The 25,306-nt window shown below is 69.3% G+C and carries 28 protein-coding genes and 1 pseudogene; 17 read left to right on the top strand and 12 right to left on the bottom strand.

From position 1 onward, the window contains the following. The first annotated feature begins 133 nt into the window (after positions 1–133). The 5 genes from EIK80_RS03575 (at position 134) to uvrB (ending at position 5,860) form a co-directional block, all read left to right on the top strand. Complete coding sequence (locus tag EIK80_RS03575; protein ID WP_125155575.1) at positions 134–457, top strand: hypothetical protein; 324 nt, start codon at positions 134–136, stop codon at positions 455–457. A 12-nt stretch (positions 458–469) separates the two neighbouring features. Beyond that, positions 470–940, top strand: a complete 471-nt coding sequence (locus EIK80_RS03570; protein ID WP_125155574.1) for a hypothetical protein — start codon at positions 470–472, stop codon at positions 938–940. 36 nt (positions 941–976) lie between these two features. Further along, on the top strand, positions 977–1,873 hold the full coding sequence (locus tag EIK80_RS03565) for a DNA/RNA non-specific endonuclease (protein ID WP_125155573.1): 897 nt from the start codon (positions 977–979) through the stop codon (positions 1,871–1,873). 117 nt (positions 1,874–1,990) lie between these two features. Further along, complete coding sequence (locus EIK80_RS03560; protein ID WP_125155572.1) at positions 1,991–3,493, top strand: hypothetical protein; 1,503 nt, start codon at positions 1,991–1,993, stop codon at positions 3,491–3,493. Between the two features lie 84 nt (positions 3,494–3,577). Next, positions 3,578–5,860: an excinuclease ABC subunit UvrB gene (gene uvrB, locus EIK80_RS03555; protein WP_125155571.1), complete on the top strand. Its 2,283-nt coding sequence runs from the start codon at positions 3,578–3,580 to the stop codon at positions 5,858–5,860. A gap of 200 nt (positions 5,861–6,060) precedes the next feature. Here uvrB and EIK80_RS03550 read toward each other — a convergent pair whose 3' ends face one another. Together EIK80_RS03550 and EIK80_RS03545 are read right to left on the bottom strand one after the other, a co-directional pair. Further along, positions 6,061–7,038, bottom strand: a complete 978-nt coding sequence (locus EIK80_RS03550) for a nitronate monooxygenase family protein (RefSeq protein WP_125155570.1) — start codon at positions 7,036–7,038, stop codon at positions 6,061–6,063. 75 nt (positions 7,039–7,113) lie between these two features. Next, entirely contained in the window at positions 7,114–8,076 is a 963-nt protein-coding gene (locus EIK80_RS03545; protein ID WP_125155569.1) for an acetyl-CoA carboxylase carboxyltransferase subunit alpha, read from the bottom strand. 286 nt (positions 8,077–8,362) lie between these two features. Here EIK80_RS03545 and EIK80_RS03540 point away from each other — a divergent pair, with 286 nt between their 5' ends. The 4 genes and pseudogenes from EIK80_RS03540 to EIK80_RS26990 all read left to right on the top strand — a co-directional run. Next, complete coding sequence (locus tag EIK80_RS03540) at positions 8,363–8,563, top strand: hypothetical protein (RefSeq protein ID WP_125155568.1); 201 nt, start codon at positions 8,363–8,365, stop codon at positions 8,561–8,563. A 114-nt stretch (positions 8,564–8,677) separates the two neighbouring features. Beyond that, entirely contained in the window at positions 8,678–10,081 is a 1,404-nt protein-coding gene (locus EIK80_RS03535) for a cytochrome P450 (protein ID WP_125155567.1), read from the top strand. Positions 10,082–10,135: 54 nt separating this feature from the next. Continuing rightward, positions 10,136–10,561, top strand: coding sequence for an OsmC family protein (locus tag EIK80_RS03530; protein ID WP_125155566.1), 426 nt, complete (start codon positions 10,136–10,138; stop codon positions 10,559–10,561). Between the two features lie 11 nt (positions 10,562–10,572). Beyond that, positions 10,573–10,642, top strand: a pseudogene (locus EIK80_RS26990) (hypothetical protein); the annotation flags it as partial. A 4-nt stretch (positions 10,643–10,646) separates the two neighbouring features. Here EIK80_RS26990 and EIK80_RS03525 read toward each other — a convergent pair. The 3 genes from EIK80_RS03525 to EIK80_RS03515 all read right to left on the bottom strand — a co-directional run bounded on the left by EIK80_RS03525 (position 10,647) and on the right by EIK80_RS03515 (position 13,884). Next, complete coding sequence (locus tag EIK80_RS03525; RefSeq protein ID WP_125155565.1) at positions 10,647–11,705, bottom strand: CoA ester lyase; 1,059 nt, start codon at positions 11,703–11,705, stop codon at positions 10,647–10,649. Positions 11,706–11,786: 81 nt separating this feature from the next. Next, positions 11,787–12,809 (bottom strand): mechanosensitive ion channel family protein, encoded by a 1,023-nt coding sequence (locus EIK80_RS03520; protein WP_125155564.1) that lies wholly within the window; start codon positions 12,807–12,809, stop codon positions 11,787–11,789. A gap of 76 nt (positions 12,810–12,885) precedes the next feature. Beyond that, complete coding sequence (locus EIK80_RS03515; protein WP_125155563.1) at positions 12,886–13,884, bottom strand: aldo/keto reductase; 999 nt, start codon at positions 13,882–13,884, stop codon at positions 12,886–12,888. A 207-nt stretch (positions 13,885–14,091) separates the two neighbouring features. Here EIK80_RS03515 and EIK80_RS03510 point away from each other — a divergent pair, with 207 nt between their 5' ends. Then, positions 14,092–14,574: a VOC family protein gene (locus EIK80_RS03510; RefSeq protein ID WP_125155562.1), complete on the top strand. Its 483-nt coding sequence runs from the start codon at positions 14,092–14,094 to the stop codon at positions 14,572–14,574. Positions 14,575–14,587: 13 nt separating this feature from the next. Here EIK80_RS03510 and EIK80_RS03505 read toward each other — a convergent pair whose 3' ends face one another. Together EIK80_RS03505 and EIK80_RS03500 are read right to left on the bottom strand one after the other, a co-directional pair. Next, positions 14,588–15,283 (bottom strand): hypothetical protein, encoded by a 696-nt coding sequence (locus EIK80_RS03505; protein ID WP_125155561.1) that lies wholly within the window; start codon positions 15,281–15,283, stop codon positions 14,588–14,590. A gap of 65 nt (positions 15,284–15,348) precedes the next feature. Next, on the bottom strand, positions 15,349–15,570 hold the full coding sequence (locus tag EIK80_RS03500) for an alkylphosphonate utilization protein (protein WP_004621989.1): 222 nt from the start codon (positions 15,568–15,570) through the stop codon (positions 15,349–15,351). 151 nt (positions 15,571–15,721) lie between these two features. Between EIK80_RS03500 and EIK80_RS03495 the strand changes: the two genes are divergently transcribed. Then, positions 15,722–15,937, top strand: a complete 216-nt coding sequence (locus EIK80_RS03495) for a hypothetical protein (protein WP_125155560.1) — start codon at positions 15,722–15,724, stop codon at positions 15,935–15,937. Here EIK80_RS03495 and EIK80_RS03490 read toward each other — a convergent pair. Further along, positions 15,934–16,854, bottom strand: coding sequence for a site-specific tyrosine recombinase XerD (locus EIK80_RS03490; protein WP_125155559.1), 921 nt, complete (start codon positions 16,852–16,854; stop codon positions 15,934–15,936). The two genes, EIK80_RS03495 and EIK80_RS03490, sit on opposite strands and share 4 nt — an antisense overlap. Further along, entirely contained in the window at positions 16,851–18,347 is a 1,497-nt protein-coding gene (locus tag EIK80_RS03485) for a hypothetical protein (RefSeq protein WP_125155558.1), read from the bottom strand. The genes EIK80_RS03490 and EIK80_RS03485 overlap by 4 nt, the downstream gene beginning before the upstream one ends. A gap of 60 nt (positions 18,348–18,407) precedes the next feature. Between EIK80_RS03485 and EIK80_RS03480 the strand changes: the two genes are divergently transcribed. Both EIK80_RS03480 and aroB read left to right on the top strand, forming a co-directional pair. Continuing rightward, the gene (locus EIK80_RS03480; RefSeq protein ID WP_125155557.1) at positions 18,408–18,971 is read left to right on the top strand and encodes a shikimate kinase; all 564 of its coding nucleotides are present in this window, start codon (positions 18,408–18,410) and stop codon (positions 18,969–18,971) included. A 10-nt stretch (positions 18,972–18,981) separates the two neighbouring features. Continuing rightward, the gene (gene aroB / locus EIK80_RS03475; protein WP_125155556.1) at positions 18,982–20,094 is read left to right on the top strand and encodes a 3-dehydroquinate synthase; all 1,113 of its coding nucleotides are present in this window, start codon (positions 18,982–18,984) and stop codon (positions 20,092–20,094) included. Here aroB and EIK80_RS26565 read toward each other — a convergent pair. Both EIK80_RS26565 and EIK80_RS03470 read right to left on the bottom strand, forming a co-directional pair. Continuing rightward, positions 20,091–20,180, bottom strand: coding sequence for a hypothetical protein (locus EIK80_RS26565; protein ID WP_233586412.1), 90 nt, complete (start codon positions 20,178–20,180; stop codon positions 20,091–20,093). The genes aroB and EIK80_RS26565 overlap by 4 nt on opposite strands. Before the next feature lie 69 nt (positions 20,181–20,249). Beyond that, positions 20,250–20,807, bottom strand: coding sequence for a DUF308 domain-containing protein (locus tag EIK80_RS03470; protein WP_125155555.1), 558 nt, complete (start codon positions 20,805–20,807; stop codon positions 20,250–20,252). Between the two features lie 153 nt (positions 20,808–20,960). Between EIK80_RS03470 and EIK80_RS03465 the strand changes: the two genes are divergently transcribed. From EIK80_RS03465 to EIK80_RS03450, 4 genes are all read left to right on the top strand, one after another. Further along, on the top strand, positions 20,961–21,416 hold the full coding sequence (locus tag EIK80_RS03465) for a MarR family winged helix-turn-helix transcriptional regulator (RefSeq protein ID WP_125155554.1): 456 nt from the start codon (positions 20,961–20,963) through the stop codon (positions 21,414–21,416). Positions 21,417–21,425: 9 nt separating this feature from the next. Next, complete coding sequence (locus EIK80_RS03460) at positions 21,426–22,712, top strand: HlyC/CorC family transporter (protein WP_125155553.1); 1,287 nt, start codon at positions 21,426–21,428, stop codon at positions 22,710–22,712. A 106-nt stretch (positions 22,713–22,818) separates the two neighbouring features. Further along, entirely contained in the window at positions 22,819–24,417 is a 1,599-nt protein-coding gene (locus EIK80_RS03455) for an HWE histidine kinase domain-containing protein (RefSeq protein ID WP_125155552.1), read from the top strand. Positions 24,418–24,420: 3 nt separating this feature from the next. After that, entirely contained in the window at positions 24,421–24,789 is a 369-nt protein-coding gene (locus EIK80_RS03450; protein ID WP_125155551.1) for a response regulator, read from the top strand. 64 nt (positions 24,790–24,853) lie between these two features. On the opposite strand, the gene cdd is transcribed toward EIK80_RS03450, so the two are convergent. Then, positions 24,854–25,282: a cytidine deaminase gene (cdd, locus tag EIK80_RS03445; RefSeq protein ID WP_125155550.1), complete on the bottom strand. Its 429-nt coding sequence runs from the start codon at positions 25,280–25,282 to the stop codon at positions 24,854–24,856. Between the last annotated feature and the right edge of the window lie 24 nt (positions 25,283–25,306).

Genomic DNA, 25,306 nt, shown 5'->3' with positions numbered 1-25,306 from the left:
GGAATTAAATTCTCGCCAAAGTCCGCGCCGTATCGGGGCGTGAACCTGTCGAGCCCGTAGACGCGCATCGCGTCTGGCCGCGCGCCCCTTCTCTTCTGGCTTTCGTTCGCGTCGACCTCCGTCCGGGCCCGCCATGTCGCTGAAGCCGCTCGTCCACTATGCCGAATATGGCCTGCTGGCCTGGCTGGCCGTGATCGCCGCGGTGCTACTGCTGAAGGGCCTTTCCGGCGGCGACATCCGGGGGCTGATCGTCAACCCCAGGACCGGCGGCGTGTCGCCCGCGCGACTGCAGGCCCTGGGCGTCGCGGTCGGGTTCGCCGGCTGGTACGCGACCCTGGGGCTGCAGGCGGTCTCGGCCCACGCCGACAAGTTGCCCGAACTCCCGACCGAGGCGCTCTCGATCCTGGCCGCCAGCCTCGGCGTGCACATCGGCGGCAAGTTCTACGAACGCACCTGAGGGGGACGCATCATGATCAACACGCCCTGGGGCCTGCTGGCCTACATCGTCGGCGTCGCCGTCGTCGCCATCATCCTGGGCTTCGCGGCCGTGGTCGCCTGGCGGCTGGCCACCAAGCGCGGCGAGCTGGACGGGCTGATCGCCGAGATCCCGTCCGAGACGGCGCTGAAGGCGGCCCTGGTCGCGGCCGTCACCGCCGCCGGCGGTCAGGCCCCAAGCGCCGACGCGGTGGCCGCCGCCGTCCGCCGCGTGCCGGTCAAGGCCAGCCTGTCGCGCTTCCAGTTCCTGATCTTCACCTTCGTGGTGGCCGGGCTCTTCCTGCTGCTGTCGATCGAGGCCGGGGCCTTCGTCGAGGTGCCGCCGACCGTGCTGGGCCTGATCGGCATCAGCGGCGGCAGCTTCATCATCTCCAAGGGCATCTCCAGCAACAGCGGCGGCGGCACGGGCGGCACGGCCAACACCGGCGACGCCAGCCAGACCTGACCGCCGAAAGCTGACCGCGAGACGGGAGAGACCGCGATGCTTCGCTCAAGCCTGCTCGGGGCCGCGCTGCTGGCGCTGGCGCCCGCCTTCGCCGCCCTCGCCCCAGACGCTTCGTGGGCCCAGGCCACGCCGCCGGGGACGCCGCAGAAAGGCGCGCGGGCCGATCCCGCCCCGGCGGCCTGCCTGGCCCGCTTCGCCCAGGTCGGCCTGCCCCGGCATCGCGGCGACGACGCGCTGGCCAGGCAGATCCTGATCTGCCGCGACGGCTACGCCGTGTCGTTCAACAAGGAGACGCGCAATCCCGACTGGGTGATCGAGCGGCTGTCGCCGGCCGCCCTGACCGGGCCCGCCAAGCGCAAGGACAATTTCCGCGCCGATCCCGACGCCAAGGGCTTCAGCCCGACGCCGCAGGACTATACCGATCCGGCCAATCCCCGCGATCGCGGCCACCAGGCCCCGGCGGCCGACTTCAAGTCCAGCCAGCCCCTGACCGACGACAGCTTCTACATGAGCAACATGTCGCCGCAGGTCGGGGCCGGATTCAACCGCGCCCAGTGGCGGTTCCTGGAGGAGGACGTGCGCGCGGCCGTGCTGTGCGGCGGCCACCAGGACGTGATCGTCATCACCGGCCCGATCTACGGCTCCAGCGCGCTGTGGATCGGCAAGGGGCCTTACAAGATCCTGTCGCCGGCCGCCTATTTCAAGGTTCTGTACGACGTGCAGCGCGGCCGGGCGATCGGCTTTCGCCTCGACAACAAGGCCTACAGGAAGACGCCGTCGGACAAGTTCATCGTCCCGATCAGCCAGCTGGAGGTCGAGACCGGCCTCGACTTCCTGACCGCCCTGCCCCGCCGCGACCAGAACATCCTGGAAAGCAGCAAGGGCAGCTTCTGGGGACACGGCCAGGGCTGCGCGAATGAGGTGAGGGACTAAACCGTCCTGCATGGACCGAAACGCGCCGGCGGCCCGGGCGGGGAGCTCCTGAACCCGAACGCGCCCCAGGCTCAACCGGGCATTGTTCCCCGCCCGTGAACATGCTGTGTTCGCGGCATGGCCCTGTTTGTCCCCTTCGTCCTCGCCGCCGCCCTCGCCATTCAGGCCGCGCCCGCGCCGCCAGCGCCGGACCTCAAGACCGAGGTCGCGGCCGTCGCCGACATGCTGTTCACCGGCAAGAACGATCCGTCGCTCTGTAAGCCGGTCGAGGCCCGGCTGGCGCGGATAGAGGCCGATCCCGGGCTGAAGGACCTGCCCTCGCCCTTCCAGCGCGTGGCCCTGCTGATGGTGCTGGCCTGCGCCAAGGCGGACTCTCCCACCGCGCTTTCGGCCGCCACGCGCCTGGCGCCGATCGCCCAGGACCGCGGCGAGATCCTGGCCGCCAACTGGGTTCTGCTACGGGACGGCGAGCGCCGGCGCGACACCAGAACCTTCATCGGCGCGGTCGGCCGCCTGATCGACGTGGACGCGAGCGTCTTCGCCGACACCGATCCACGCGCCTTCGGCTGGGCGACCGAGCGCGCCCGGGGCGACACGGCCCTGACCGCCGACCTGCTCACCCACCTGCGCGCGGTGCCGTGGCGAGACGCCGCCGGCCGCGACGCCGTCGACAACGGTTGGGCCCAGTCCCTGGCGCGCATCGCCGTCGAGGGCGGCGACAAGACCAAGGCTCTCGCGCTGCTGGACCGCACGACGGACCCGCTCGCGCTGCTCGACGTGGCCCAGGATCGCCGCTTCGAGAAGATCTGGCCCGAGATGGAGGCCGCCGGCCGCTTCGACTGGCTGAAGGTCCAGACGATCGACCTGGAACGCTGGCGCGAGGCGCGTCGTCGCCAGCCCGAGCTGCTCATCAACGTCACCAGCGAAATCGACGCCCTTCGGGCGCTCGGCCGCTATGACGAGGCTTTGGCCCTGGGCGAGGACCACATCCGCCGCCTGAAGGCCGGGGAGACCTTCGAGGACGCCGACGACCAGCGCTCGTGGATGCTGAACAGCCACGCCTATACCCTGTCCGCCCTCGGCCGCTACGAGGACGCCGACAGGATCATGATCGAGGCCGAGGGCAAGGACGCGGTCAGCCAGCGCATCAACCGCGCCGAGCTGCTGATCGACGCCGGCCAGGCCGCGCGGGCGCTGAAGGTGCTCGAGTCGGTCAAGGAGAAGCAGAGCTCGCCTTTCGGCTTGATGTGGCGCGACGCGGGCCTCGCCTGCGCCAAGGCCCAGTTGGGCGATCTGGCCGCAGCCCGCGCCATGGCCCGGTCGATGGTCGCGCGCTGGAAGGACAATGGCGGCGCGGTGACCAAGGCCCAGGTCTGCGCCGAGCTGCTCGACGAAGCCGCCGCGCTCTATGTCCAGCGGCTGGACGACCCGGTCACCCGCGGCGTGGCGCTGGAGGCCTTCCGCACGGCCCGCCCGTCGCCCGCCGAGTCCGCCTATGAAAAGGCCTTCCACGCCCGCCTCGAAAGCGTCCAGGCCCGTCCCGAGGTCCAGGCGGCCGTCGCCCGCTGGGGCCGCGTGCTGACCGTGCCGCTGGCGGGAACCTACTGGGGACGGATCTAGCACCGCCACCTCCCGCCACGCTGCTGCCACTCGCCGTCAGCAGCCCCCCTAGCCGCGGGCCGCGCGGGTCCCTAACTTGAGGCCATGCCTCGCACCCCCGACACCGCGCCTCTTGGGGGCGTTTCCGACGTCTCGACGCCCTTCGTCCTGGATACCCTTGGGGACACCGTCCAGGACGTCGCCGACACGACCATGCCCATGCTCTGGACCCCGCACCGCCCCGCGCGGCCGGACAAGTCCGAGGGCGGCAAGAAATTCAAGCTGGTCTCCGACTACCAGCCGGCCGGCGACCAGCCGACGGCGATCAAGGAGCTGGTCGAGGGCATCAACAACGGCGACCAGGACCAGGTGCTGCTGGGCGTCACCGGCTCGGGCAAGACCTTCACCATGGCCCAGGTCATCGCCGCCACCCAGCGCCCGGCGCTGATCCTGGCCCCAAACAAGACCCTGGCCGCCCAGCTCTACAGCGAGATGAAGTCGTTCTTCCCGGAGAACGCGGTCGAGTACTTCGTCAGCTACTACGACTACTACCAGCCGGAGGCCTATGTGCCCCGGACCGACACCTATATCGAGAAGGACAGCTCCATCAACGAGCAGATCGACCGGATGCGCCACTCGGCCACCCGAGCGATCCTGGAGCGCGACGACGTCATCGTCGTGGCCTCGGTCAGCTGCATCTACGGCATCGGCTCGGTCGAGACCTACACGGCCATGACCTTCACCCTGACGGTCGGCGACCGGGTGGACGAGAAGCAGCTGATCGCCGACCTGGTGGCCCAGCAGTACAAGCGCAACGAGATGGCCTTCGAGCGCGGCACCTTCCGCCGCCGGGGCGACACCATCGAGATCTTCCCCGCCCACTACGAGGACCGCGCCTGGCGCGTGACCCTGTTCGGCGACGAGGTCGAGGCGATCTCCGAGTTCGACACCCTGACCGGCAAGAAGACCGCCGAGCTGGAGACCATCAAGGTCTACGCCAACAGCCACCACGTCACCCCGCGCCCGACCCTGCGCCAGGCGATCATCGCCATCCGCGCCGAGCTGAAGGAGCGCCTGGCCTGGATGTACGAGAACGGCAAGCTGCTGGAGGCCCAGCGCCTGGAGCAGCGGACCAATTTCGACCTCGAGATGATCGAGACCACCGGCTCGTGCGCCGGCATCGAGAACTACAGCCGCTATCTCTCCGGCCGCCAGCCGGGCGAGCCGCCGCCGACCTTCTTCGAATACATCCCCGACAACGCCCTGCTGTTCACCGACGAGAGCCACCAGACGGTTCCGCAGATCGGCGCCATGTACAAGGGCGACCGCAACCGCAAATGGACCCTGGCCGAGTACGGCTTCCGCCTGCCCAGCGCGCTCGACAACCGCCCTCTCAAGTTCGAGGAGTGGGACGCCATGCGCCCGCAGTCGGTGCATGTCAGCGCCACCCCGGCCTCGTGGGAGCTGGAGCGGGCCGGCGGCGTCTTCGCCGAGCAGGTCATCCGCCCCACCGGCCTGATCGACCCGCCGGTCGAGGTGCGCCCGGTCGCCAAGGACGGCGCCAGCCAGGTCGACGACGTGGTCGACGAGATCCGCCAGACCATCAAGAAGGGCTACCGCACCCTGGTCACCGTCCTGACCAAGAAGATGGCCGAGGACCTGACCGAGTACCTCAACGAACAGGGCATCCGCGTCCGCTACATGCACAGCGACGTCGACACCCTGGAGCGCATCGAGATCATCCGCGAGCTGCGGATGGGCAATATCGATGTCCTCGTCGGCATCAACCTGCTGCGCGAGGGCCTGGACATCCCCGAGTGCGGCTTCGTGGCCATTCTGGACGCCGACAAGGAAGGCTTCCTGCGCTCGGAGACCAGCCTGATCCAGACCATCGGCCGCGCCGCCCGCAATGTCGACGGCAAGGTCGTGCTCTATGCCGACCGGATCACCGGCTCGATGGAGCGGGCCATGGCCGAGACCGCCCGCCGTCGCGAGAAGCAGCACGCCTACAATATCGAGCACGGCATCACGCCCGAGAGCGTCAAGCGCGACATCAAGGACATTCTCAACAGCCCCTACGAGCGCGGCGACCGCGTGCTGGTCCCCATGGGCATGTCCGAGACCGACGACCGCCCGTTCAGCGGCGACAACTTCAAGGCCGCGCTCAAGGACCTGGAGGCCAAGATGCGCGAGGCCGCCGCCAACCTGGAGTTCGAGACCGCCGCCCGCCTGCGCGACGAGATCAAGCGCATGAAGCTGATGGACCTGGAATTCGCCAACGAGGTCCTGGCCGCCACCGGCGACGAGGTCGACAAGTCGGCTCCGAAGCGCCTGCGGGCGGAGATCCGCCAGGAGAAGGCCGAGGAGTTCCGCAAGAAGCGGAAGTAGCCGCCGGCAAGATCCTCCCCCGCGACGCGGGGGAGGTGGCCCAGAGGGCCGAAGGGGGCCAGCTGGACATATGCCGCGCTGGCTCCCCTCTCCTCCCCCTTTGGGGGAGGGGGACCGGCGAAGCCGGTGGAGGGGGCCAGCGCCCGCCTACCAGCCCCGCCCCTTTCCCATCAAAGGAGATGGAAGACCAGACCGCCCCCCTACCCGACCATCGCCGCCAAGCGGCCGCGGATGATCGCCTCGGCTTCGGCGACCATGCGGTCGACCAGGTCTTTCACCGTCGGGATGTCGTGGATCAGGCCCTGGACCATGCCGGCGCTCCAGATGCCGCCGTCGGTGTCGCCCTTGGCCAGGGCGTCGCGGCCGCGCGTGCCGGCGACCAGGTGGGCGACGTCCTCGAACTTGGCGCCGCCGGCCCGCTCGATCTGCACCACCTCCTGGCTGACGGCGTTGCGCATGACGCGGGCGGTATTGTGCAGGGTGCGGAAGATCAGGTCGGTCTGGCGCTCGTCATTGGCGACCATCTGCTCCTTGAAGGCCATCGGGATCGGGGCCTCCTTCGTGACGCAGAAGCGGGTGCCCATGTTGACCCCGTCGGCCCCCAGGGCCAGGGCGGCCACCAGCCCGCGCGCGTCGGCGATCCCGCCCGAGGCCAGCATCGGGATCTTCACCTTGTCGGCGGCGGCGGCGATCAGGATCAGGCCGGGGATGTCGTCCTCGCCCGGGTGGCCGGCGCATTCGAAGCCGTCGATGCTGATGGCGTCGACGCCCATCCGCTCGGCGCTGAGGGCGTGGCGGACGGCGGTGCACTTGTGGATCACCTTGACCCCGTGGGCCTTGAGGTCGTCGACATGCTCCTGCGGCTTGTAGCCGGCGGTCTCGACGATCCTGATCCCGCTCTCGATGATCGCCGCCCGGTACTCGGCGTAGGGCGGCGGGGTCATGGCCGGCAGGATGGTCAGGTTGACGCCGAACGGCTTGTCGGTGAGGTCGCGGGTGCGGGCGATCTCCTTGCTGAGCGCTTCCGGCGTCGGCTGGGTCAGGGCCGTAAGAAAGCCCAGGGCGCCGGCGTTGGCGACGGCGCTGACCAGCTCGGCCTTGCCGACCCACTGCATGCCGCCCTGGGCGATCGGGTGCTCGACGCCGAACAGTTCGGTGAAACGGGTCTTGATGGCCATGGCCGCAGGTCTCCCTCTGATTTTCGGAGACTATGCGGGGGTGACCCTAGGGTCAGGCAAGAGGCCAGAGCGGCCCTACTGCAGGCCGGCGCGGCCGATGGCGTAGAAGCGCTCGGCGCGCTGCTCGCGCAGCTGCTTGGCGCTCATCTGGGCCATGGCCTTCAGCTCTTCCTCGACCGCGTCGCCGACGGCCTGGATGGCGACCTCGCCGTTCGAGTGGGCGCCGCCGGCGGGCTCGTCGACGATGCGGTCGACGATGCCCAGCTTGATCAGGTCCTGGGCGGTGATCCGCATCTGGGTGGCCGCGTCCTTGGCCCGGGCGCCGTCGCGCCACAGGATCGAGGCCGCGCCTTCCGGCGAGATCACCGAATAGATCGAGTGCTCCAGGATCAGCACCCGGTTGGCGCCGGCCAGGGCGATGGCCCCGCCCGAACCGCCCTCGCCGACGATGGTGGCGACCATCGGGACACCCAGGGTCAGGCAGCGCTCGGTCGAGCGGGCGATGGCCTCGGCCTGGCCGCGCTCCTCGGCCCCCAGGCCCGGATAGGCGCCGGCGGTGTCGACGAAGGTGATGACCGGCAGGCTGAAGCGCTCGGCCATGTCCATCAGGCGGACGGCCTTGCGGTAGCCCTCGGGGCGGGCCATGCCGAAATTGTGCTTCAGGCGCGTGGTCGTGTCGTGGCCCTTCTCGTGGCCCATGACCACGACCGGCTGGCCGCGGAAGCGGCCCAGGCCCCCGACGATGGCCTGGTCGTCGGCGAACTTGCGGTCGCCGCGCAGCTCGACGAACTCGTCGATCAGGCCCGCGACATAATCGCGCAGGTGCGGCCGCTGCGGGTGGCGGGCGACCATGGTCTTCTGCCAGGCGTCGAGATTGGCGTAGGCCTCCTTGCGGAGCTCCTGGGCGCGGTCGCGCAGGGCCTGGATCTCGAGATCGAACGCACCCGGTCCGGCGGTCTCGGAGAGCTTGCTCAGCTCTTCGATCTTGCTTTCCAGATCAGCGATTGGGCGTTCGAAATCGAGATAATGGGCGGCCATGGACTCTTAAACGTCGCCGTTGAGGAAAGGGTGCGAACCTAGTGGCGGAATCCCCCGAGGGAAAGGGGCCAGATTCAGGCGGGGAACCGCCCCGAATCCGACGTGTTTTATCCACAGGCTGAAAGATGTGGTTCACAGGTGAGTCTCGAATCGAGACTCTCTCCCCTGGTGAATCGCGACATAGAGTCCTATGTTCATATGTAGCAGGTCGCGGAAGACGACTTGCGCCCCGCGGCCCCCGCCATCGAACGTGCGCGGCCCCGCCTGTAGAGAGTGCGTAGCGCCCATGCAGGTGTTCACCTTTTTCTGTGTTGAATCCGACGGCTCGGTGCCGCGTTTCGACGTCACGCCCTGCGCCGACGACTCGGCCGCGCGCGCCAGAGCGCTCGAACTGCTGGACATGCACCACCGCTGTGACTTCGTGGAGGTCTGGCGCGGGTCGCAGCGCGTGTTCGACGTCATGCCGCTGCGGGCGGTCGCGGCCTGAGGCCTCGCCCCTGAATTCCTGACGCGATGAATAATTGCGTCGCGAGGTGAGCGGCTATAGCGTCGACATCCGGATGGAGCCTCGAACGGGTTCCGCTGACCGGAAGGCCGCTTCATGGACGCCGCCATCTCCTCGCGTTTTGGCCGCCCCGCGCCGCTGATCCCGCCCGCCCCGAAGATCCACCCCACGCCGCTGGGCGTCACCCCGCTGGGGCAGTTGCGCGTAGCCTGGGAGATGGGCCGCAGCCTGATCGGGGCCTATTGCGAGGAGGACTATGAAAGCCTCGCCGAGCCCTACGTCTTCATGGGCCAGCCGGGCCTCTTCCTGAACGACCCCGCCGGCGTCCGCCACGTCCTAACCTCGCCGAAATACGCCCGACCGGTGAAGGCCGCCCGCTCGCTGAAGCCGCTGGTCGGCGAGGGCGTGCTGATGTCCGAGGGCGAGACCTGGCGGCGTCAGCGCAAGAGCCTGGCCCCGGTCTTCACCCCCGCCGCGATCGACGGCCTGCTGCCGCACTTCGTCGCCGCCGGCGCGGGCCTCGTCGAGGCGCTGGACGGCCAAGGCCGCGCCAACCTGGCCCAGGACTTCCACCGCGCCACCCTGGACGCGGTGCTGCGGGCCCTGTTCTCGCGCCGCGCCGACCGGGAAGGCGCGGTGCTGGCCGATCTGGCCCGCCGCTACATGGAGGGCCCGGCGCACTTCAAGCTGTTCGACTTCATGGCCAAGGGCGCCGACGACCTGACCTTCCTGGACGGCGACCGGCGGCGGATGGGCGCGCGATGGTTCAAGGCTGTCGACGCCCTGATCGCGGAACGGCGGACGCGCCCGCATCCCAAGGTCCGCGACCTGCTCGACCGCCTGCTGGCCGCGCGAAACGAGGACGGCTCGCCCCTGCCCGACCAGGAGATCCGCGACCAGTGCAGCTCGATGCTGGCCGCCGGCTTCGAGACCACCTCGCGGCTGCTGTTCTGGGCGACCTATCTGCTGGCGCTGGACCCGGCGACCCAGGACCGCGTCCGCGCCGAGGTTCTGGCCTTCCCGGCCCAGCGGGTCGCCGGCCTGGACGACCTCAAGCATTGGCCGCTGCTGCGCTCGGTGCTGTTCGAGACGCTACGGCTCTATCCCACCGCGCCGCTGATCGCCCGTCAGGCCCTGGAGGCCGACACGGTCCTAGGCTGCGAGGTCGTTCCCGGCTGCATGGTCACCATCAGCCCGTGGGTCATCCACCGGCACCGCAAGCTGTGGGAGGCCCCGACCGCCTTCCGACCCGAGCGCTTCATCGACCAGCCTCACCCCTGGGGCGTGGAGGCCTTCATCCCGTTCGGGGCCGGGCCGCGCGTCTGTATCGGCGCGGGCTTCGCCCTGGCCGAGGCCCAGATCGTGCTGGCCAGTCTGCTGGCGCGCTTCAAGGTCTCGATGGCCAGCGACCGTCCGGTGGTCCCACGCGCCTCGATCACCCTGGGCCCGGACCACGAGCCCGATTTCCGGCTTGAGCGGATCGTACAAGCCCGGCCTTGATCGGCGGGACACGAAGCGCCAGCTTCCGACCACCGCTCCGCTAGGATCCTCGTCATGACCGAAGTCGCCCACACCCGTCCGTTCGCCACCGCCACGGACACCGGCACGGGGGCCTTGCAGACCTTCGTCACCGCCGGCCCGTCGACCATCGTCGCCGACGTCTCGGCGGCCCAGGGCGGGCTGGACCTGGGTCCCGATCCGCACGAACTGGTCGCCGCGGGCCTGGCGGCCTGCACCACCATGACCCTGCGCCTCTACGCCAACCGCAAGAACTGGGACGTCAGCGGCCTGCACGTCGAGGTCTTCTCGCACTACGACGCCGACAAGACCCCGCCCGAGCGCTTCGAGCGGGTGATCAGCCTGGAGGGCAATCTCAACGAGGAACAGCGCGAGCGCCTGTTCGAGATCGCCGAGAAGTGCCCGATCCACAGGCTGCTGACGGCGGGCGCGAGGATCGTGACGACGGTGGGCGAGGAGTAGCGTACGGGGTCATCCGCCCCCGGAGGGGGAGGAAGGATCCTTCTTCCACCTCCGGGGGAGGAGCGCGAAGCGCGGAGGGGGCAAGCTAGAACCCGTAAAGCGCCGCGTATTCCGCGTCCTTGCCCGCGATCTGGCGGGCGCAGTCGACCATGACCTTGGCCTGTTTCCAGGTCGCGTCGTCCTGCATCTTGCCGTCGATCATCGCCACGCCCGTGCCGTCCGGCATGGCCTCCAGGATCTTGCGGGCGAAGGCGACCTCGGCCGGGTCGGGGCTGAACACCCGCTTGGCGATCTCGATCTGGCTGGGGTGCAGGCTCCAGGCCCCGGCGCAGCCCATCAGGAAGGCGTTGCGGAACTGCTGCTCACAGGCGACCGGATCGTCGATCGCCCCGAAAGGACCGTAGAACGGCTTGATCCCGTGGGCGGCGCAAGCGTCGACCATCTTGGCGAAGGTGTAGTGCCAGAGGTCCTGCTGCACCGAGACACGCGGCGCGCCATCCGCGTGCGGATCCTCGATGACGCGGTAGCCGGGATGCCCCCCGCCGACCCGCGTCGTCTTCATGGCTCGGCTGGCGGCCAGGTCGGCCGGCCCCAGGCTGATGCCCTGCATCCGCGGGCTGGCGGCGGCGATGGCCTCGACGTTCATCACGCCCTCGGCCGTCTCCAGGATGGCGTGCAGCAGGATCGGCCGCGTGACGCCGTGCTTGGCCTCCAGCGAGGCCAGCAGCTGGTCCATGTAGAAGATGTCCCACGGCCCCTCGACCTTGGGGACCATGATGACGTCGATCTTGTCGCCGGCCTTCTCGACGATGGTGGCGACCTCGTCCAGGTGCCAGGGCGAGTTCAGGCAGTTGATCCGCGTCCAGAAGCCGACGCCCAGGGCCTTGAAGTCGACCTCGCGCGACATCGAAACGAGGCCGGCCAGGGCCGCGCCCTTGGCGTCGGCGGGGATGGCGTCCTCCAGATTGGCCAGGATCACGTCGACGGTCGGGGCGATTTCGGCGACCTTGGCGCGCACCTTGTCCAGGTGCGGCGGCACGAAGTGGATCATCCGCTCGACGCGGGCCGGAAGCTCGCGATAGGGCGCCGGCGCGCCGATGGCCAAGGGTTTGAAAAAGCCGCGCGGCGTCTTCATGCCGATCACTCCCCGCTGTCCCCCGAGGGGATCATTTCGCAATTGCGAAGACCATGCGGCGGCGCGAAACGAGCGTCAAGGTTATCACCGTTAAGTCTTGGCGGACGGCGGCGGCTTCGGCATTTCGTCCGGATCCTCGCGCTCCAGGTCGGCGGCGGCGTCGTTGCTGGTCGAGACGGCCTGGCCGGCCTTGGCCTTGCGGCGGCGGGCGGCGGGCTCCAGGCGCAGGCTGGTCAGGGCGTCCTCGCCCTCCTCGCCGAACAGGCCCCGCACCCGGATGTCGCGCTGTGGATAGGGGATCTCGATGCCGGCCCCGCGCAGGGCGTCGTCGATTAGCCAGGTATAGGCCGCATGGATCGCCGCGGGCCGGCGCACGGCCTCGACGGTGGGCCAGACCACCAGCTCGAACTTCAGGCTGCTCTCGCCGTAGCCGACCAGCCAGACTTGGGCCCGGCGCACCGCGTCGTCGGGCGAGGTGTAGGGCGCGGCCTTGGCGGCCTTCAGCACCGCCTCGCGCACCTTGTTCTTGTCGGACCCGAAGGCGGCGACGAACGGCACCCGCAGGCGGCGGTTGGTGTTGCGCAGGGTCCAGTTGATCACCTGGTCGTTCACCAGCACCGAGTTGGGCACGATGATGTCGGTGCTGTCGTTGGTGCGGATGCGGGTGGCGCGCGGACCGATCTCGTGGACCACGCCGCGCCCGCCATTGGGCAGCTCCACGAAGTCGCCCACCGCCAGCAGCCGCTCGAACACCAGGCTGACGCCGGAGGCGAAGTCCTTGATGATCCCCTGCAGGCCGAGACCGACGCCGACGCCGACCGCGCCGGCGAAGACGGCCAGGGAGGTCAGATCCAGGCCCATGGTCGACAGGCCCACGGTCACCCCGATGACCACCAGGCCATAGGTCAGGACCTTCTCGACGATGTAGAGCGAAGCCGCGTCCCCGGCGGCTCTCTCGCGCAGCCGCCGCAGCCCTGCGGAGCTGAGCCGCGCGGCGAACAGCGCCACCGCCACGATCAGCACCCCGGCCGCGAGCCCACCGACCGTCACCGACGCCTTGCCCAGCTTCAGGAGTTCGAAGGAATCGAGCGTGCGGAGCGGGTTGGCGGCCATGAGGCGGAGTGTGGGCGGATCGGGTGGGACGGATCAAGGGCAAGGATGCTCCCCCGCGTCGCGGGGGAGCATCCTGTCAGCGTCCCACCATCGCCAGGCCGGCCTTGGTGTAGCGTTCGCCCTCGATGGCCGTTTCCGGAACCGCCGCCGCGATGCGGGTCAGGTCGTCGGCCGAAAGGGTCACGTCGACGGCGCCGATGTTCTCTTCCAGGCGGGCGATCTTGGTGGTGCCGGGGATCGGGGCGATGTCCGGGCCCTGGTGCAGGATCCAGGCGAGCGCCAGCTGGGCGGGGGTGATCCCCTTCTCGCCGGCGATCTGGGTCAGGGCCTCGACCAGGCCGAGGTTCTTGGCCAGGGCCTCGCCCTGGAAGCGCGGCAGGTTGCGGCGGAAGTCGTTGTCGGCCAGGTCGGCCTTGAGGGCGCCGGTCAGGAAGCCGCGGCCCAGCGGGCTGTAGGGGACGAGACCGACGCCCAGCTCGCGCAGGGTCGGCAGGATCTCGGCCTCCAGCTCGCGGAACCACAGCGAATATTCGCTCTGCAGGGCCGCGACCGGCTGGACCGCGTGGGCCTTGCGGATGGTCGCCGCGCCGGCCTCGGACAGGCCGAAATGCTTGACCTTGCCCTCGGCGATCAGGTCCTTGACCGTCCCGGCCACGTCCTCGATCGGCACGTTGGGGTCAACGCGGTGCTGGTAGAAGAGATCGATGACCTCGACGCCCAGGCGCTTCAGCGAGGCCTCGGCCACGGCGCGGATGTGCTCGGGACGGCTGTCGGTCCCGCGCATCCGCGAGAAGCCCTCGCCCGTCCCTTCGGGCGCGATGTCGAAGCCGAACTTGGTGGCGATCACGACCTTGTCGCGGAAGGGCTTGAGGCCCTCGCCGACCAGGATTTCATTGAGATAGGGACCGTAGACCTCGGCGGTGTCGAAGAAGGTCACGCCCAGCTCGACGGCCTTGGCCAGCACCTTGTGGGCGTCGGCGCTGTCCAGGGCCGTGCCATAGACCTGGCCCATGCCCATGCAGCCGAGACCGATGGCCGAGACCTCGAGGCCGTCGCCGAGTTTGCGCGTCTTCATGGGATGCTCCTATGTCTGGAAAGGCCGGCGGCGCCGTTCGAGAACTGGAAGCGCCGGCGTCTCCCAGATGGGCCCTGCGCGCACGGGAAATAAGGGCGAAATCCTCATTGCGCCGATGAGCCGGATTCACCAATCGCGAAATTTGACGCGCGATGTCGGAACGACCGTCAGCCACTCGTCCTAAGGCTACGACAGCGGAGGAAGACCATGCCCAAGATCACCCCGTTCCTGTGGTTCGACCACCAGGCCGAGGACGCGGCCAAGCTCTACGTCTCGGTCTTCCCGAATTCGAGGATCGACAGGATCGCCCGCTATCCCGGCGACGGACCCGACGGCGTGGAGGAAGGCAAGGTGATGATCGTCGAGTTCGAGCTGGACGGCCAGAAGGTCATCGCCATGAACGCCGGCCCCACCTTCAAGCTGGACGAGGCCTTCTCGTTCGTCATCGACTGCGACGGCCAGGCCGAGGTGGACCACTACTGGAACGCCCTGACGGCCGACGGCGGCCAGGAGAGCCAGTGCGGGTGGTTGAAGGACCGCTTCGGCCTGTCGTGGCAGGTCACGCCGCGCCAGCTGATCGAGGCGACCACCAGCCCGGACCGCGAAGCCGCCGGCCGCGCCTTCCAGGCGATGATGACGATGAAGAAGATCGACGTCGCCGCGATCGAGAACGCGTTCAGGGGGGTGTGAAGCCCGGCGTCGCCTAGGCCGCCAGCTTCATCAGGCTGCCTGGCGGCATGTCCTGGCGGATCTGCCTCTCCAGATCCTCGGTCATCTGGTCGAGGTCCTTGAGGCCGTCCTCGGCGTCCTTGACCTCGTCGGAGCGTTCGAACTTGCCACGCTGGGTGAGGATTCCCTTGGTCTTGGCGGTCAGCAGCTCGTCCTTCAAGGCGTTGCCGAGGTCGCGGACCGACTTGATGAAATCCATGTCGCCCATCGCCTCGCCCTTGGCCTGGTCCTCCAGGTCCTCGCGGGCGGCGGCCTGCTGGTCGGGGGTCAGCGAAGCATCCGGGGCGGCGGCGAAGTCCGCCCTGAACATCTCGCCGGCCTCCTTGGCGGCCTTGCCGTAATCCTTGACCGCGCCCTGCAGCTCCCTGGCCACGCCGGCCAGCGCCTTGGCCATGGCCTTGGGGTCGTTGGCGTAGAGCTTCTTCAGCAGCTTCATCTTCTCGATGACGCGTTGCAGCTTCTCGCGGGCGCGGCCCTTGGCGTCGCCGATCTGGGTCTTGCGGTTGGTCCGCAGATCGCTCTTCAGGCGGTCGAGCGCCTCGGCCTCGGGGCTCCTGGCCGCCACGGGGGCGTCCTTCGAAGCTTCCGGGGACGTCGCCCCGACCAGTCCCATCGTCTTGCCATAGGCGGCCAGGACCATCGGTCCCGCCTGCCCCGCCGCCGTCACCATGGCTTTCAGCCCCGCCCGGCGGTTCTCCGCCCGTTCGACGGAGACCCTAGCGTGGCAGGGTTAAGCTAGGCCTTCTTCACGAACTCGGTGCGCAGGACCAGGCCCCGGACCTTGTCGACATTGGCCTCGATCTCGTCGGGATCGCCGGTCAGGCGGATCTTCTTGACCACCGTGCCGCGCTTGAGGGTCACGCCGCCCGAACCCTTGACCTTCAGGTCCTTGATCAGGGTCACCGTGTCGCCGTCGGCCAGCAGGGTTCCGTTGGAGTCGCGGGTTTCTTCCGACATGTCGGGCCTTTCGGATCGGGCGGCCAGGCGGCAAGCCCGCAAAAAATGTGTGGGCTTTCCTAAGACTTTCCCCACCGACGTCAACGCGAGAGTCACGATTTACACCCCAAGCGCGCATTGTTACCCTGCTCGCTCGGAGACGAGGCCCGCCATGAAGCGACGGAACTGGATCTTGATCTACGTGGTCGGCAGCTTGTCCGGCGCCGCTGCCAGCGGGCTGGGACGGGCCTGGGACATCCCGGCTCTGGGCCTGCCCACCGATTTCTGGGCGGGCTTTCTGATGGCGGCGGGCGTGCTGCTGCCGCTGGCCATCGTGGGCGGCGTCTATCTGACGCGGCTCGTCGCCAAGGACGCGCGGAACGTCTAGCTTTTCTTCCGCCCCAGCGGGTGCTTGGTCTGGACGATGTGCTGCAGGTGATCGCCGGCCACGTGGGTGTAGATCTGCGTCGTGGCGATGTCGGCGTGGCCGAGCAAGGTCTGGATGACCCGCAGGTCGGCGCCGCCTTCCAGCAGGTGGGTGGCGAAGGCGTGGCGCAGGACGTGCGGACTGACCTTCTCGCGGTCGATGCCGGCGGCGATGGCGGCGTCCTCCAGCAGTTGCCCGACGCGACGGGCGGTCAGGCGGCCGGACGCGCCGCGCGAGGGGAACAGCCACGGGCTGTCCTTCATGCCCTTGGGAAAGAAAGCCGGACGCACGACCAGATAGGCCTTCACCGCCGTCCGGGCCGCGTCGTTCAGCGGGGCCAGCCGCTCCTTGCCGCCCTTGCCCTTGACGATCAGATAGGCCGGATCCCGCGCCAGGGCCGACAGCGGCAGGGCCAGCAGCTCGGAGATCCGCAGGCCCGAGGCGTAGATCAGCTCGATGATGCAGGTCAGGCGCAGGCCCTGGGCCCCGTCCTTGGCGATGGCGGCGGCCAGCAGGCGCTCGATCTCCTCGCGCTCCAGCACCTTGGGCAGCGGCCGGCCAGCCTTGGGCGCGGCGACGCGGCGGGAGGGGTCGTCGGCCCGCCAGGTCTCGCCCAGCACGAAGCGATAGAACTGCCGCACGGCCGAGCGGCGGCGGGCGGCGGTGGCCGGCGACAGCCCGCGCGCGCCGAGGTCCTGGAAATAGGCCTCGACGTCTTCCGCATCGGCGTCGTCCAGGTCATGGCCCGAGCGGCTCAGGAACGCCCGGGCGTCCTCCAGGTCCTTGCCATAGGCGGTCAGGGTGTTGCGGGCCGCGGCGCGCTCGACGGCCATCATCTCCAGGAAGGCGTCGACCCAGCCAGCTCCCTTTGTGCTCATTTCGTGAAGGCGAGCGACAGCAGCCCCTCGACGACGATGGCGCGGGCGTCGGCGGCGAGGCCGGCGCGGTCAAGGGCGTGGGCGATGCGGGCCCGGTCCACGGGCTGGGGTCCGGTCGCCCCGGCGTCCAGCGCGATCGACAGGGCCAGCAGACCCGCCTCGCCCTTGCGCCTTGCTCCGGCGGCGTCCTCCAGCAGAAGCACGCGCGCGGGCGAGGCGGCCGGCTTGCCGAGGTCGAAATTGGCGAACTGCGCGCGGGCGTCGGCGTCCATAGCTCCGCCCAGGCTGGCCAGCAGCACCGAAGCCGACTGGGCCGCCGACCTGGCTCCGCCCGAGGCGCCGCGCGCCACCAGATTGCCCAGCACCTGGTTGTCGACCTTGCCGGACGCGGCGCCGATCAGGGCGTCGAGAATGGCCAGGTCGGCCGGGCCGGCGCCGGGAATGCTGTCCTGCACCAGGCGCCCGCGGATGGTCTGGGCGCTGGCGACATCGCCGGCCGCCACGGCGGCGCGGGCCATCAGCACCGGGTCGCGCAAGGGCGCGCCGGCGGCGGCCAGGGCGGCGATCGAGGCGGCCGAGGCGTGGGCGGCGTCGACGAAGGCCGGCACGGTCTTGGCCTGACGCAGGAACGCCAGGTCCGAGGCCTCCTGCGCCGTCAGGTCAGCGCCCGGCGCGACGCCGGCCAGGTCGCCGCTGGCGGGTTTCAGCACGGGCTTCAGGGCCGGCGAGGCCGAGGCGACGGCGGCGGCCGACTGCAGGTCGAGGTTCAGGCGGCGCGACAGGGCGTAGTTCACCCCGTTCTTCAGATTGGCCGCGCCCGGCGGCGTCCCGGTCAAGGCCGCGCCCATCAGGCGGGCGTAATCGGTGTCTTTCGTGGCGTTCTGGGCCAGCTGGAAGGTCAGCTGAGCGGCGTCGGGCTGGCCAGCCTTCAGCTGGCAGAAGGCCCGCAGGCGCAGCCAATAGGCCGCGCCGCGATCGACCGTCAGGGCGTCCTGGACGCGGCAGGCCTTGTCGTCGTCGCCGGTGATCAGAGCCGCCTCGGCGGTGGCCATGGACAGCGGGGCGCTGCCGGGAGCGCCCGTCGCGCGATCCAGGATCGCGTTGGCCCCCTGGGCTTCGCCCAGCGCCACCAGCGCCATGGCTCGCGCCGCGCCCATGTCGACATTGTCGCCGACCCCAGCCGGACCATTGGCGCCCGCCGAGAGCATCCGCTTCGCCAGACTCGCGAAGGCCGGAGACAACGGTTTGGCGCCGGCCAGCTTCGGCACGATATCGCGCATGATGTCGGGCGCGGCGCCTTTCCACAGATCCCCTCCCAGACCGGTCTCAGCCGCGGGGGTCGAGAAATAGTCGGGCGCGGCCAGGCTCTTGACCCTGACCTCCTCCTGCCCCGCCTCTTGGGCGGCCGCGAAGGCGGGCGTGAGCAGGAGCGCGAACAGCGCGGCGGCTTGCTTGTGACGCTTCGAAAAGACCATGGACCGGTTATGACGCATCACGGAGTTCTCGCAAACTTGGCGGTTTGGCCAAGCCTCGTGTAAACCCGCGACCGCATCATGACCGCCATCGTCCTTTCCCCCGAAGAACTCGCCGCCCTGCGCCGACGCACCATCGTGCTGGTCGGCCTGATGGGCGTCGGCAAGTCCAGCGTCGGACGGCGACTGGCGACCGTACTGGACCTGCCGTTCCGCGACGCGGACAACGAGGTCGAGGCCGCCGCCGGGCGCTCGATCTCCGAGATCTTCGCTGAGCTGGGCGAGGCCGCCTTCCGCGACGGCGAGCGTCGGGTGATCGGCCGCCTGCTGGACGAGCCGCCGCATGTGCTGGCCACCGGCGGCGGGGCCTTCGTCAATCCCGAGACCCGCGCCCTGATCAACGCCAAGGCCCTCTCGGTGTGGCTGAAGGCCGATGTCGAGCTGCTGGCCCGCCGCGTCTCGCGCAAGGACAATCGCCCCCTGGTGCGCGGCAAGGATCCGATCCAGGTGCTGACCCAGCTGGCCGAGGCCCGCTATCCGGCCTATGCCGAGGCCCATGTGCACGTCGAGACCGGCGACACGCCGCACGGGGTGGCGGTCGACGCCATCCTGACCGCGCTGCGCGAACACGCCAAGGCCGAGTAGGAGTATCGCCATGATCCGCACCGTTTCCGTGGGCCTGGGCGACCGCGCCTATGACGTCGTCATCGGCCCGGGCCTGATCGACAAGGCCGGCGAGCGGATCGCTCCGGTGTTGGGCAAGCGCAAGCGCGTGGCCATCGTCACCGACGCCCATGTCGGCGAGCACCACGGCGAGCGTCTGGCGGTGTCGCTGGAGAAGGCCGGGATCGCGGTCGACGTCATCACCATCCCGCCCGGCGAGGAGAGCAAGAGCTTCGAGGGCCTGGCCGACCTGTCCGACCGCCTGCTGGCCCTGGGCCTGGAGCGCGGCGACCAGATCGTGGCCTTCGGCGGCGGCGTGGTCGGCGACCTGGCCGGCTTCGCGGCGGCGATCTACAAGCGCGGGATCGACTTCGTGCAGGTTCCCACGACCCTGCTGGCCCAGGTCGACAGCTCGGTCGGCGGCAAGACCGCCATCGACACCCCACGCGGCAAGAACCTGATCGGCGCCTTCCATCAGCCGCGTCTCGTGCTGGCAGACCTCGACGTCCTGGCCACCCTGCCCGCCCGCGAGCTGGCCTGCGGCTATGCCGAGATCGTCAAGTACGGCCTGCTGGGCGACTTCGCCTTCTTCGAGTGGCTGGAAGGCAACGTCGCCAAGGTGCTGGAGCGCGACGTCGACGCCCTGGTCCGCGCCGTCGGCCGCTCGGTGGAAATGAAGGCCGAGATCGTCGCCGAGGACGAAAAGGAAGCCGGTCGCCGCGCCCTGCTGAACCTCGGTCACACCTTCGGTCACGCCATCGAGGCCGAGATGGGCTTCGGCGACGCCTTGAAGCACGGCGAGGCGGTGGGCGCGGGCATGGCCCAGGCGTTCCGGTTCTCCGCCAAGCTGGGCCTCTGCCCCGGGCAGGACGCGATCCGCGCCGAGGCGGCGATCAAGGCCGCGGGGCTGCCGACGACCATGGCCGATGTGCGGGAAGAGCCGTTCTCGGCCGACGCCCTGATCGCCCACTGCGGCCAGGACAAGAAGGCCGAGGGCGGCAAGCTGACCTTTGTCCTCGTACGCGGCATCGGGGATGCGTTCGTGGCCAAGGACGTGGATCGGGAAGCGCTGAAGGCGTTCCTGATGGAAGAGGGCGCGGTTTAGAGCGATCGGTATTCTCTCCTCCCCTCGTGGGGGAGGGGGACCGCCGAACGGCGGTGGAGGGGGTCAGCGCCGCGCCATCGACTCATGACTAGCCCCCTCCGTCTCGTCGCGTATCCGCGCCGATCCACCTCCCCCATGAAGGGGGAGGAGAGCCCTTATTTGCGTCGCCCCTTCAGCGTCAGGGCGATACCCGCCGCCAGGAAGTAGAAGGCCCCGAAGCCGGCGTACGGCGCGATCGCCACGGCCGTCATCGGATGGCCGTCCGCGACCAGCGACTGGCTGATCATGAACACGCCCGCCAGCACCGACTGCGCGCCGCTCAGCACCATCGGCCACTGGCCGCCCACCGAGCGCCAGCGGCGCAGCCCCGCGACCAGTTGCAGGACGCCCGAGAACGCCGCCCAGACGCCGAACACGGTCAGCACCCGGCGCGGCTCGACCTGCAGCGCGAACAGCACCGCGCAGGCGACCAGCAGGCTTACAAACAGATTGAAGGTCTGCGGCGGATTGGCCGCGAAGCCGCCGTTGGACCGGGCGTCCAGCGCGTTGGCCAGGGCGTCCCAGGTCGGATAGGCCACCAGCAGCGCGCCGGCCGCCAGCGGGCTGTGCGTCCCCACCGCCACGGCCGCGAGGATCCAGGCCACCGAGACCCCGGCCCGCAGGAAATAATAGCGCTTGAGACCGTCGCGCTGGACGTTGTCGACCTGGGCCATGGCGGCCTCCCTGATGCTGAACTTTCCATGTCGAGACATTATATGTCGCGACATATGAATGCCTATTACAGACCCCCGCCGACCGAGTCCAGTCGATATTTGTCACGACATCTAATTTCGCGGTATGGAATGCCGACGACCAGGAGCCACGCCGTGTCCGACTACATCCCCACGCTCGATCAACAGCTGTGCTTCTCGCTCTACGGGGCCACCCTGGCGATCAACCGCGCCTACAAGCCGCTGCTGGACGCGCTGGAGATCACCTATCCGCAGTACCTGGTGCTGAGCGCGCTGTGGGAGACCGATGGCCTTTCGGTCGGCGCGATCGGTGAGCGCCTGGGGCTGGACTCCAGCAATGTAACGCCCCTGGTCAAGCGGATGGAGAGCGCCGGCCTGGTCAGCCGCGTGCGCAATCCGGCCGACGAGCGCCAGGTCGTGGTCAGCCTGACCAACGCCGGCCGCGACATGCAGGCGCGCAGCACGTGCCTGGGCCAGACCCTGTTCGCCGCCGGCGGCATGGACGTCGAGCGCCTGGTTCAGCTCAACAAGGAGGTCCAGGCGTTCCGGGACTCGGTCACGCGCTTTGTCAGCGACCAGTCGAGGCACTAGAACACTCCCATGCTCACCGCCCTGCTCGGCCTCGCGCCCATCGTCATCGCCCTGTTGGCCCTGTCGGCGATCTTCTCGGCCGCCGAGACGTCGATGACCGGCGCCAGCCGTTCGCGGATGCACCAGCTGGAGCGCGAGGGCGACGCGCCGGCCCGGCGGGTCAACAAGCTGTTGTCCGACCAGGAGACGATGATCGGGGCGGTGCTGCTGGGCAACAACCTGATCAACATCCTGGCCTCAGCCCTGGCGACTCAGGTGCTGACCCGCCTGATCCCCGGACCGTGGGGCGTGGCCGTGGCCACCGCCGCCATGACCGTGCTGGTGCTGGTGTTCGCCGAGGTGCTGCCCAAGACCGTGGCCATCGTCCGCCCCGACGACACGGCTCGCGCCCTTTCGGGCCCCACCCTGTTCATCGTCAAGGCGTTCGGCCCGATCATCTATGTGATCCAGTGGATCGTCCGCCGGGCCCTGCGCGTCTTCGGGGTCAAGCTGGACATGGCCGTCGATGTGCTGGCCGCCCACGAGGAGATCCGCGGCGCGGTCGACTACCACCATTCCGAGGGTCTGGTTGAGACCGACGACCGGCGGATGCTGGGCGGGGTGCTGGACCTGTCGGACATGGACGTCTCGGAGATCATGGTCCACCGCAAGTCGATGGTGCTGCTGGACGCCGACCAGCCCGCCCGCGACCTGGTCGAGGAAGTGCTGGAGGCCCAGCACACGCGCATCCCGCTCTATCGCGACGAGCCCGACAATATCGTCGGCGTGCTGCACGCTCGCGACCTCCTGAAGGCCCTGGCCCAGTCGCCGACGGGCGTCGAGGGCCTGGACATCGCCGCCATCCTGCGCGAGCCCTGGTTCATCCCCGACACCACCAACCTGAAGGACCAGCTCAACGCCTTCCTCAAGCGCAAGAGCCACTTCGCCCTGGTCGTCGACGAGTATGGCGCCCTGCAGGGCCTGGTGACGCTGGAGGACATCCTCGAGGAGATCGTCGGCGAGATCGACGACGAGCACGACACCGCGCTGGAGGGCGTACGCCGCCAGCAGGACGGCTCGGTCTATGTCGACGGCCACGTCACGGTGCGCGACCTGAACCGCGCCATGGATTGGCGCCTGCCCGAGGGCGAAGCGGTCACCATCGCCGGCCTGGTCATCCACGAGGCCCAGATGATCCCCGAGCCGGGCCAGACCTTCATCTTCCACCGGCACCGCTTCCAGGTCTTCCGTCGGCAGAGGAACCAGATCACCGCCCTGCGGATCAGCGCCCCTCTGGACGACGACGCCGAACTCTGAACCTCTATGGTCAAGGTTGCCCATTTCGATGATTGGGAACCGGATCGAAAAAGGCGCGTTTTGCGTCCTTGCGGACCAGGGGCGGTCCGGGGTCTAGGGGGCGCATTTGGCCAGCTTGGTGGCTGAGAGCAGGGTTCGCGACGGCGGAGAGCCGGATGCGCGGGCGCGCTTGGCCGAGCTGGAAGTCGCCCTCGCCGACGAAATCCGCAAGTCCGAGACCCTCGCCCGGGTGAATCAGGCCGTGGCCTCCAGCACCGACATCGACACGTGCGTGCAGGTGGTGCTCGACGGCGCGCGCGAAATCATCGGCGCCGCCTTCGGGGCCTTTTTCTACAATCAGCTCGAGCCGGATGGGGAATCCTACGCGCTCTATCGCCTGTCGGGCACCGCGCCCGAAGCGTTCGCCAGCTTCCCCAAGGTTCGCAAGACAGAGGTCTTCGCGCCCACCTTCGAGAACGCCGGCGTCGTGCGATCGGACGACATCACCCAGGACCCGCGCTACGGCAAGAACGCCCCGCGCAGGGGCATGCCCGAGGGACATCTGTCGGTGCGCAGCTACCTGGCCATTCCGGTCGCGACCCGGCGGGGCGAGGTGCTGGGCGGCCTGTTCTTCGGCCATCCCGAGCCGGGACGCTTCAGCCCGCACGACGAGAGCCTGGTCATGGGCCTGGGCGCTCAGGTGGCGGCCACCATCGACTCGATCAAGCTGAACGCCGGGGCCGTGGCCGAGCTGACCCAGCGCCGCCGGGCCGAGGAGCGGCTGAAGTTCGCGCTCGACAGCGGCCGCATGGGGTCGTGGGACCTGGACGTCGCCACGAAGGCCTACGAGGCGTCCGATCTCTGCAAGCTGAACTACGGTCGCCGGCCGGACGAGACCTTCACCTTCGCCACTCTGATCGAAACCATCCACCCCGAGGATCGTCCGCGGGTCCTGGCGGCGATCGAGAGCGCCATCCGGGACGGGACGGAGTACGACGTCGAGTATCGCGTGGTGCACCCGAGCGGCGAGCTGCGCTGGCTGCACGCCCGCGGCCGCGCGGCCCAGACCGCCGACGATGGCGGCGTGCGGCGCCTGGCCGGCGTGTCACTGGACATCACCGAGCGCAAGCGCGCCGAAGAGCGCCAGAAGCTGCTGGTCAACGAGCTGAATCACCGGGTGAAGAACAGCCTGGCCACGGTGCAGTCGATCGCCGCCCAGACCTTGCGGTCGGTGGCCGCGCCCGAGTTCTTCCGCGACGCCTTCGAGACCCGGCTCGTCGCCCTCTCGCACACCCATGATCTGCTGACCCGCGAGAGCTGGGCCGGCGCCAGTCTGCGCGAGGTGTTCGACGTCGAGCTTCACGCCTTGGCTGGCGAGGACCGCGTCGGCTTCACCTATCCCAGCGACGTGCGCCTCAATCCGAAGGCCGCGGTGGCCCTGGGCATGGGCATTCACGAACTGACGACCAACGCCTCCAAGTACGGCGCTCTCTCGACCCCGAACGGCCACGTGGCCGTCGATTGGGCCATCGAGGATGGCGTTTTGCGTCTCACCTGGACCGAAAGCGGCGGTCCGCCCGTCACGCCGCCGGCCCGTCGCGGCTTCGGCGTACGCCTTCTGGAACGCGGCCTCGCGGCCGAGCTATCCGGCGCGGTCGAGCTGACCTATGATACCGTTGGCCTCGTCTGCCAAATGGCGTTGCCCGTGCGCGCGCTGGAGCCCTGAAACATGAAGACTCTTACGTCCCTCAAGGTCTTGGTCGTTGAAGACGAAGCGCTCGTCTCGATGCTGGTCGAGGACATGCTGACGGACCTCGGCTGCACGATCGTCGGCCCGGCGGCCGAGATCGAGGAAGCCTTGCGGCTGGCGGGTTCCGCCGACATCGACGCGGCCTTGCTGGACGTCAATCTGGGCGGCCGCCCGATCTTCCCGGTCGCCGACGCCCTCAAGGCGCGCGGCGTGCCTTTCGCCTTCGCCAGCGGCTATGGCGAGGCGGGCCTGACGGATGACCACCGCGGCGCCACCGTGCTGCAGAAGCCCTTCCGCGAGGCCGATCTGCGCCGCGTGCTGGAAACCCTGGTCGGCCAGACGGCTTAAGCCGCTCCCCTCCCGCGGGAGGGGGTCGGCGCCGCCCGTCATGGCGCGGAATTCGCGCGGGCGATCAATCCAGGTCGCGCGGCCCGAAGGAATGCGGCAGCAGCGTCCAGAACGGGATCCGCTGCGTCGCCCGGCCGCCCTGGACCGAGATGATCTCGCAGGTTTCGCCCGCGAACTCGGCGATGCGCTGACGGCAGGCGCCGCACGGCTGGACCACCGCGTCGGAGCCGGCGGCGATCAGCACCTTGTCGATCCGGCGCGCGCCCCCGGCCGTGATCATTGCTCCGATCGCCGTCTGCTCGGCGCACGTGCCCACAGGATAGGCGGCGTTCTCGACATTGACGCCATAATGCGCGCGGCCCTGGTCGTCGATCACCGCCGCGGCCACCGTGAAGTTCGAATAGCGGGCATAGGCGCGCGACAGCAGGTCCGGCAGGATTCCGGCGGCCTCCTGTTCGAGAGATTCGGCGGTGGCGGTGACGTCGGCGCTCATGCGGTTTCTGCCCTTCCGGCAGGA

It is taken from the genome of Caulobacter sp. 602-1 (genome assembly GCF_003931565.1).
In the GTDB taxonomy this organism is placed as follows: domain Bacteria; phylum Pseudomonadota; class Alphaproteobacteria; order Caulobacterales; family Caulobacteraceae; genus Caulobacter.
Note: the sequence above shows the minus strand (reverse complement) of the source record. Positions and strands in the feature narration are given on the sequence as shown.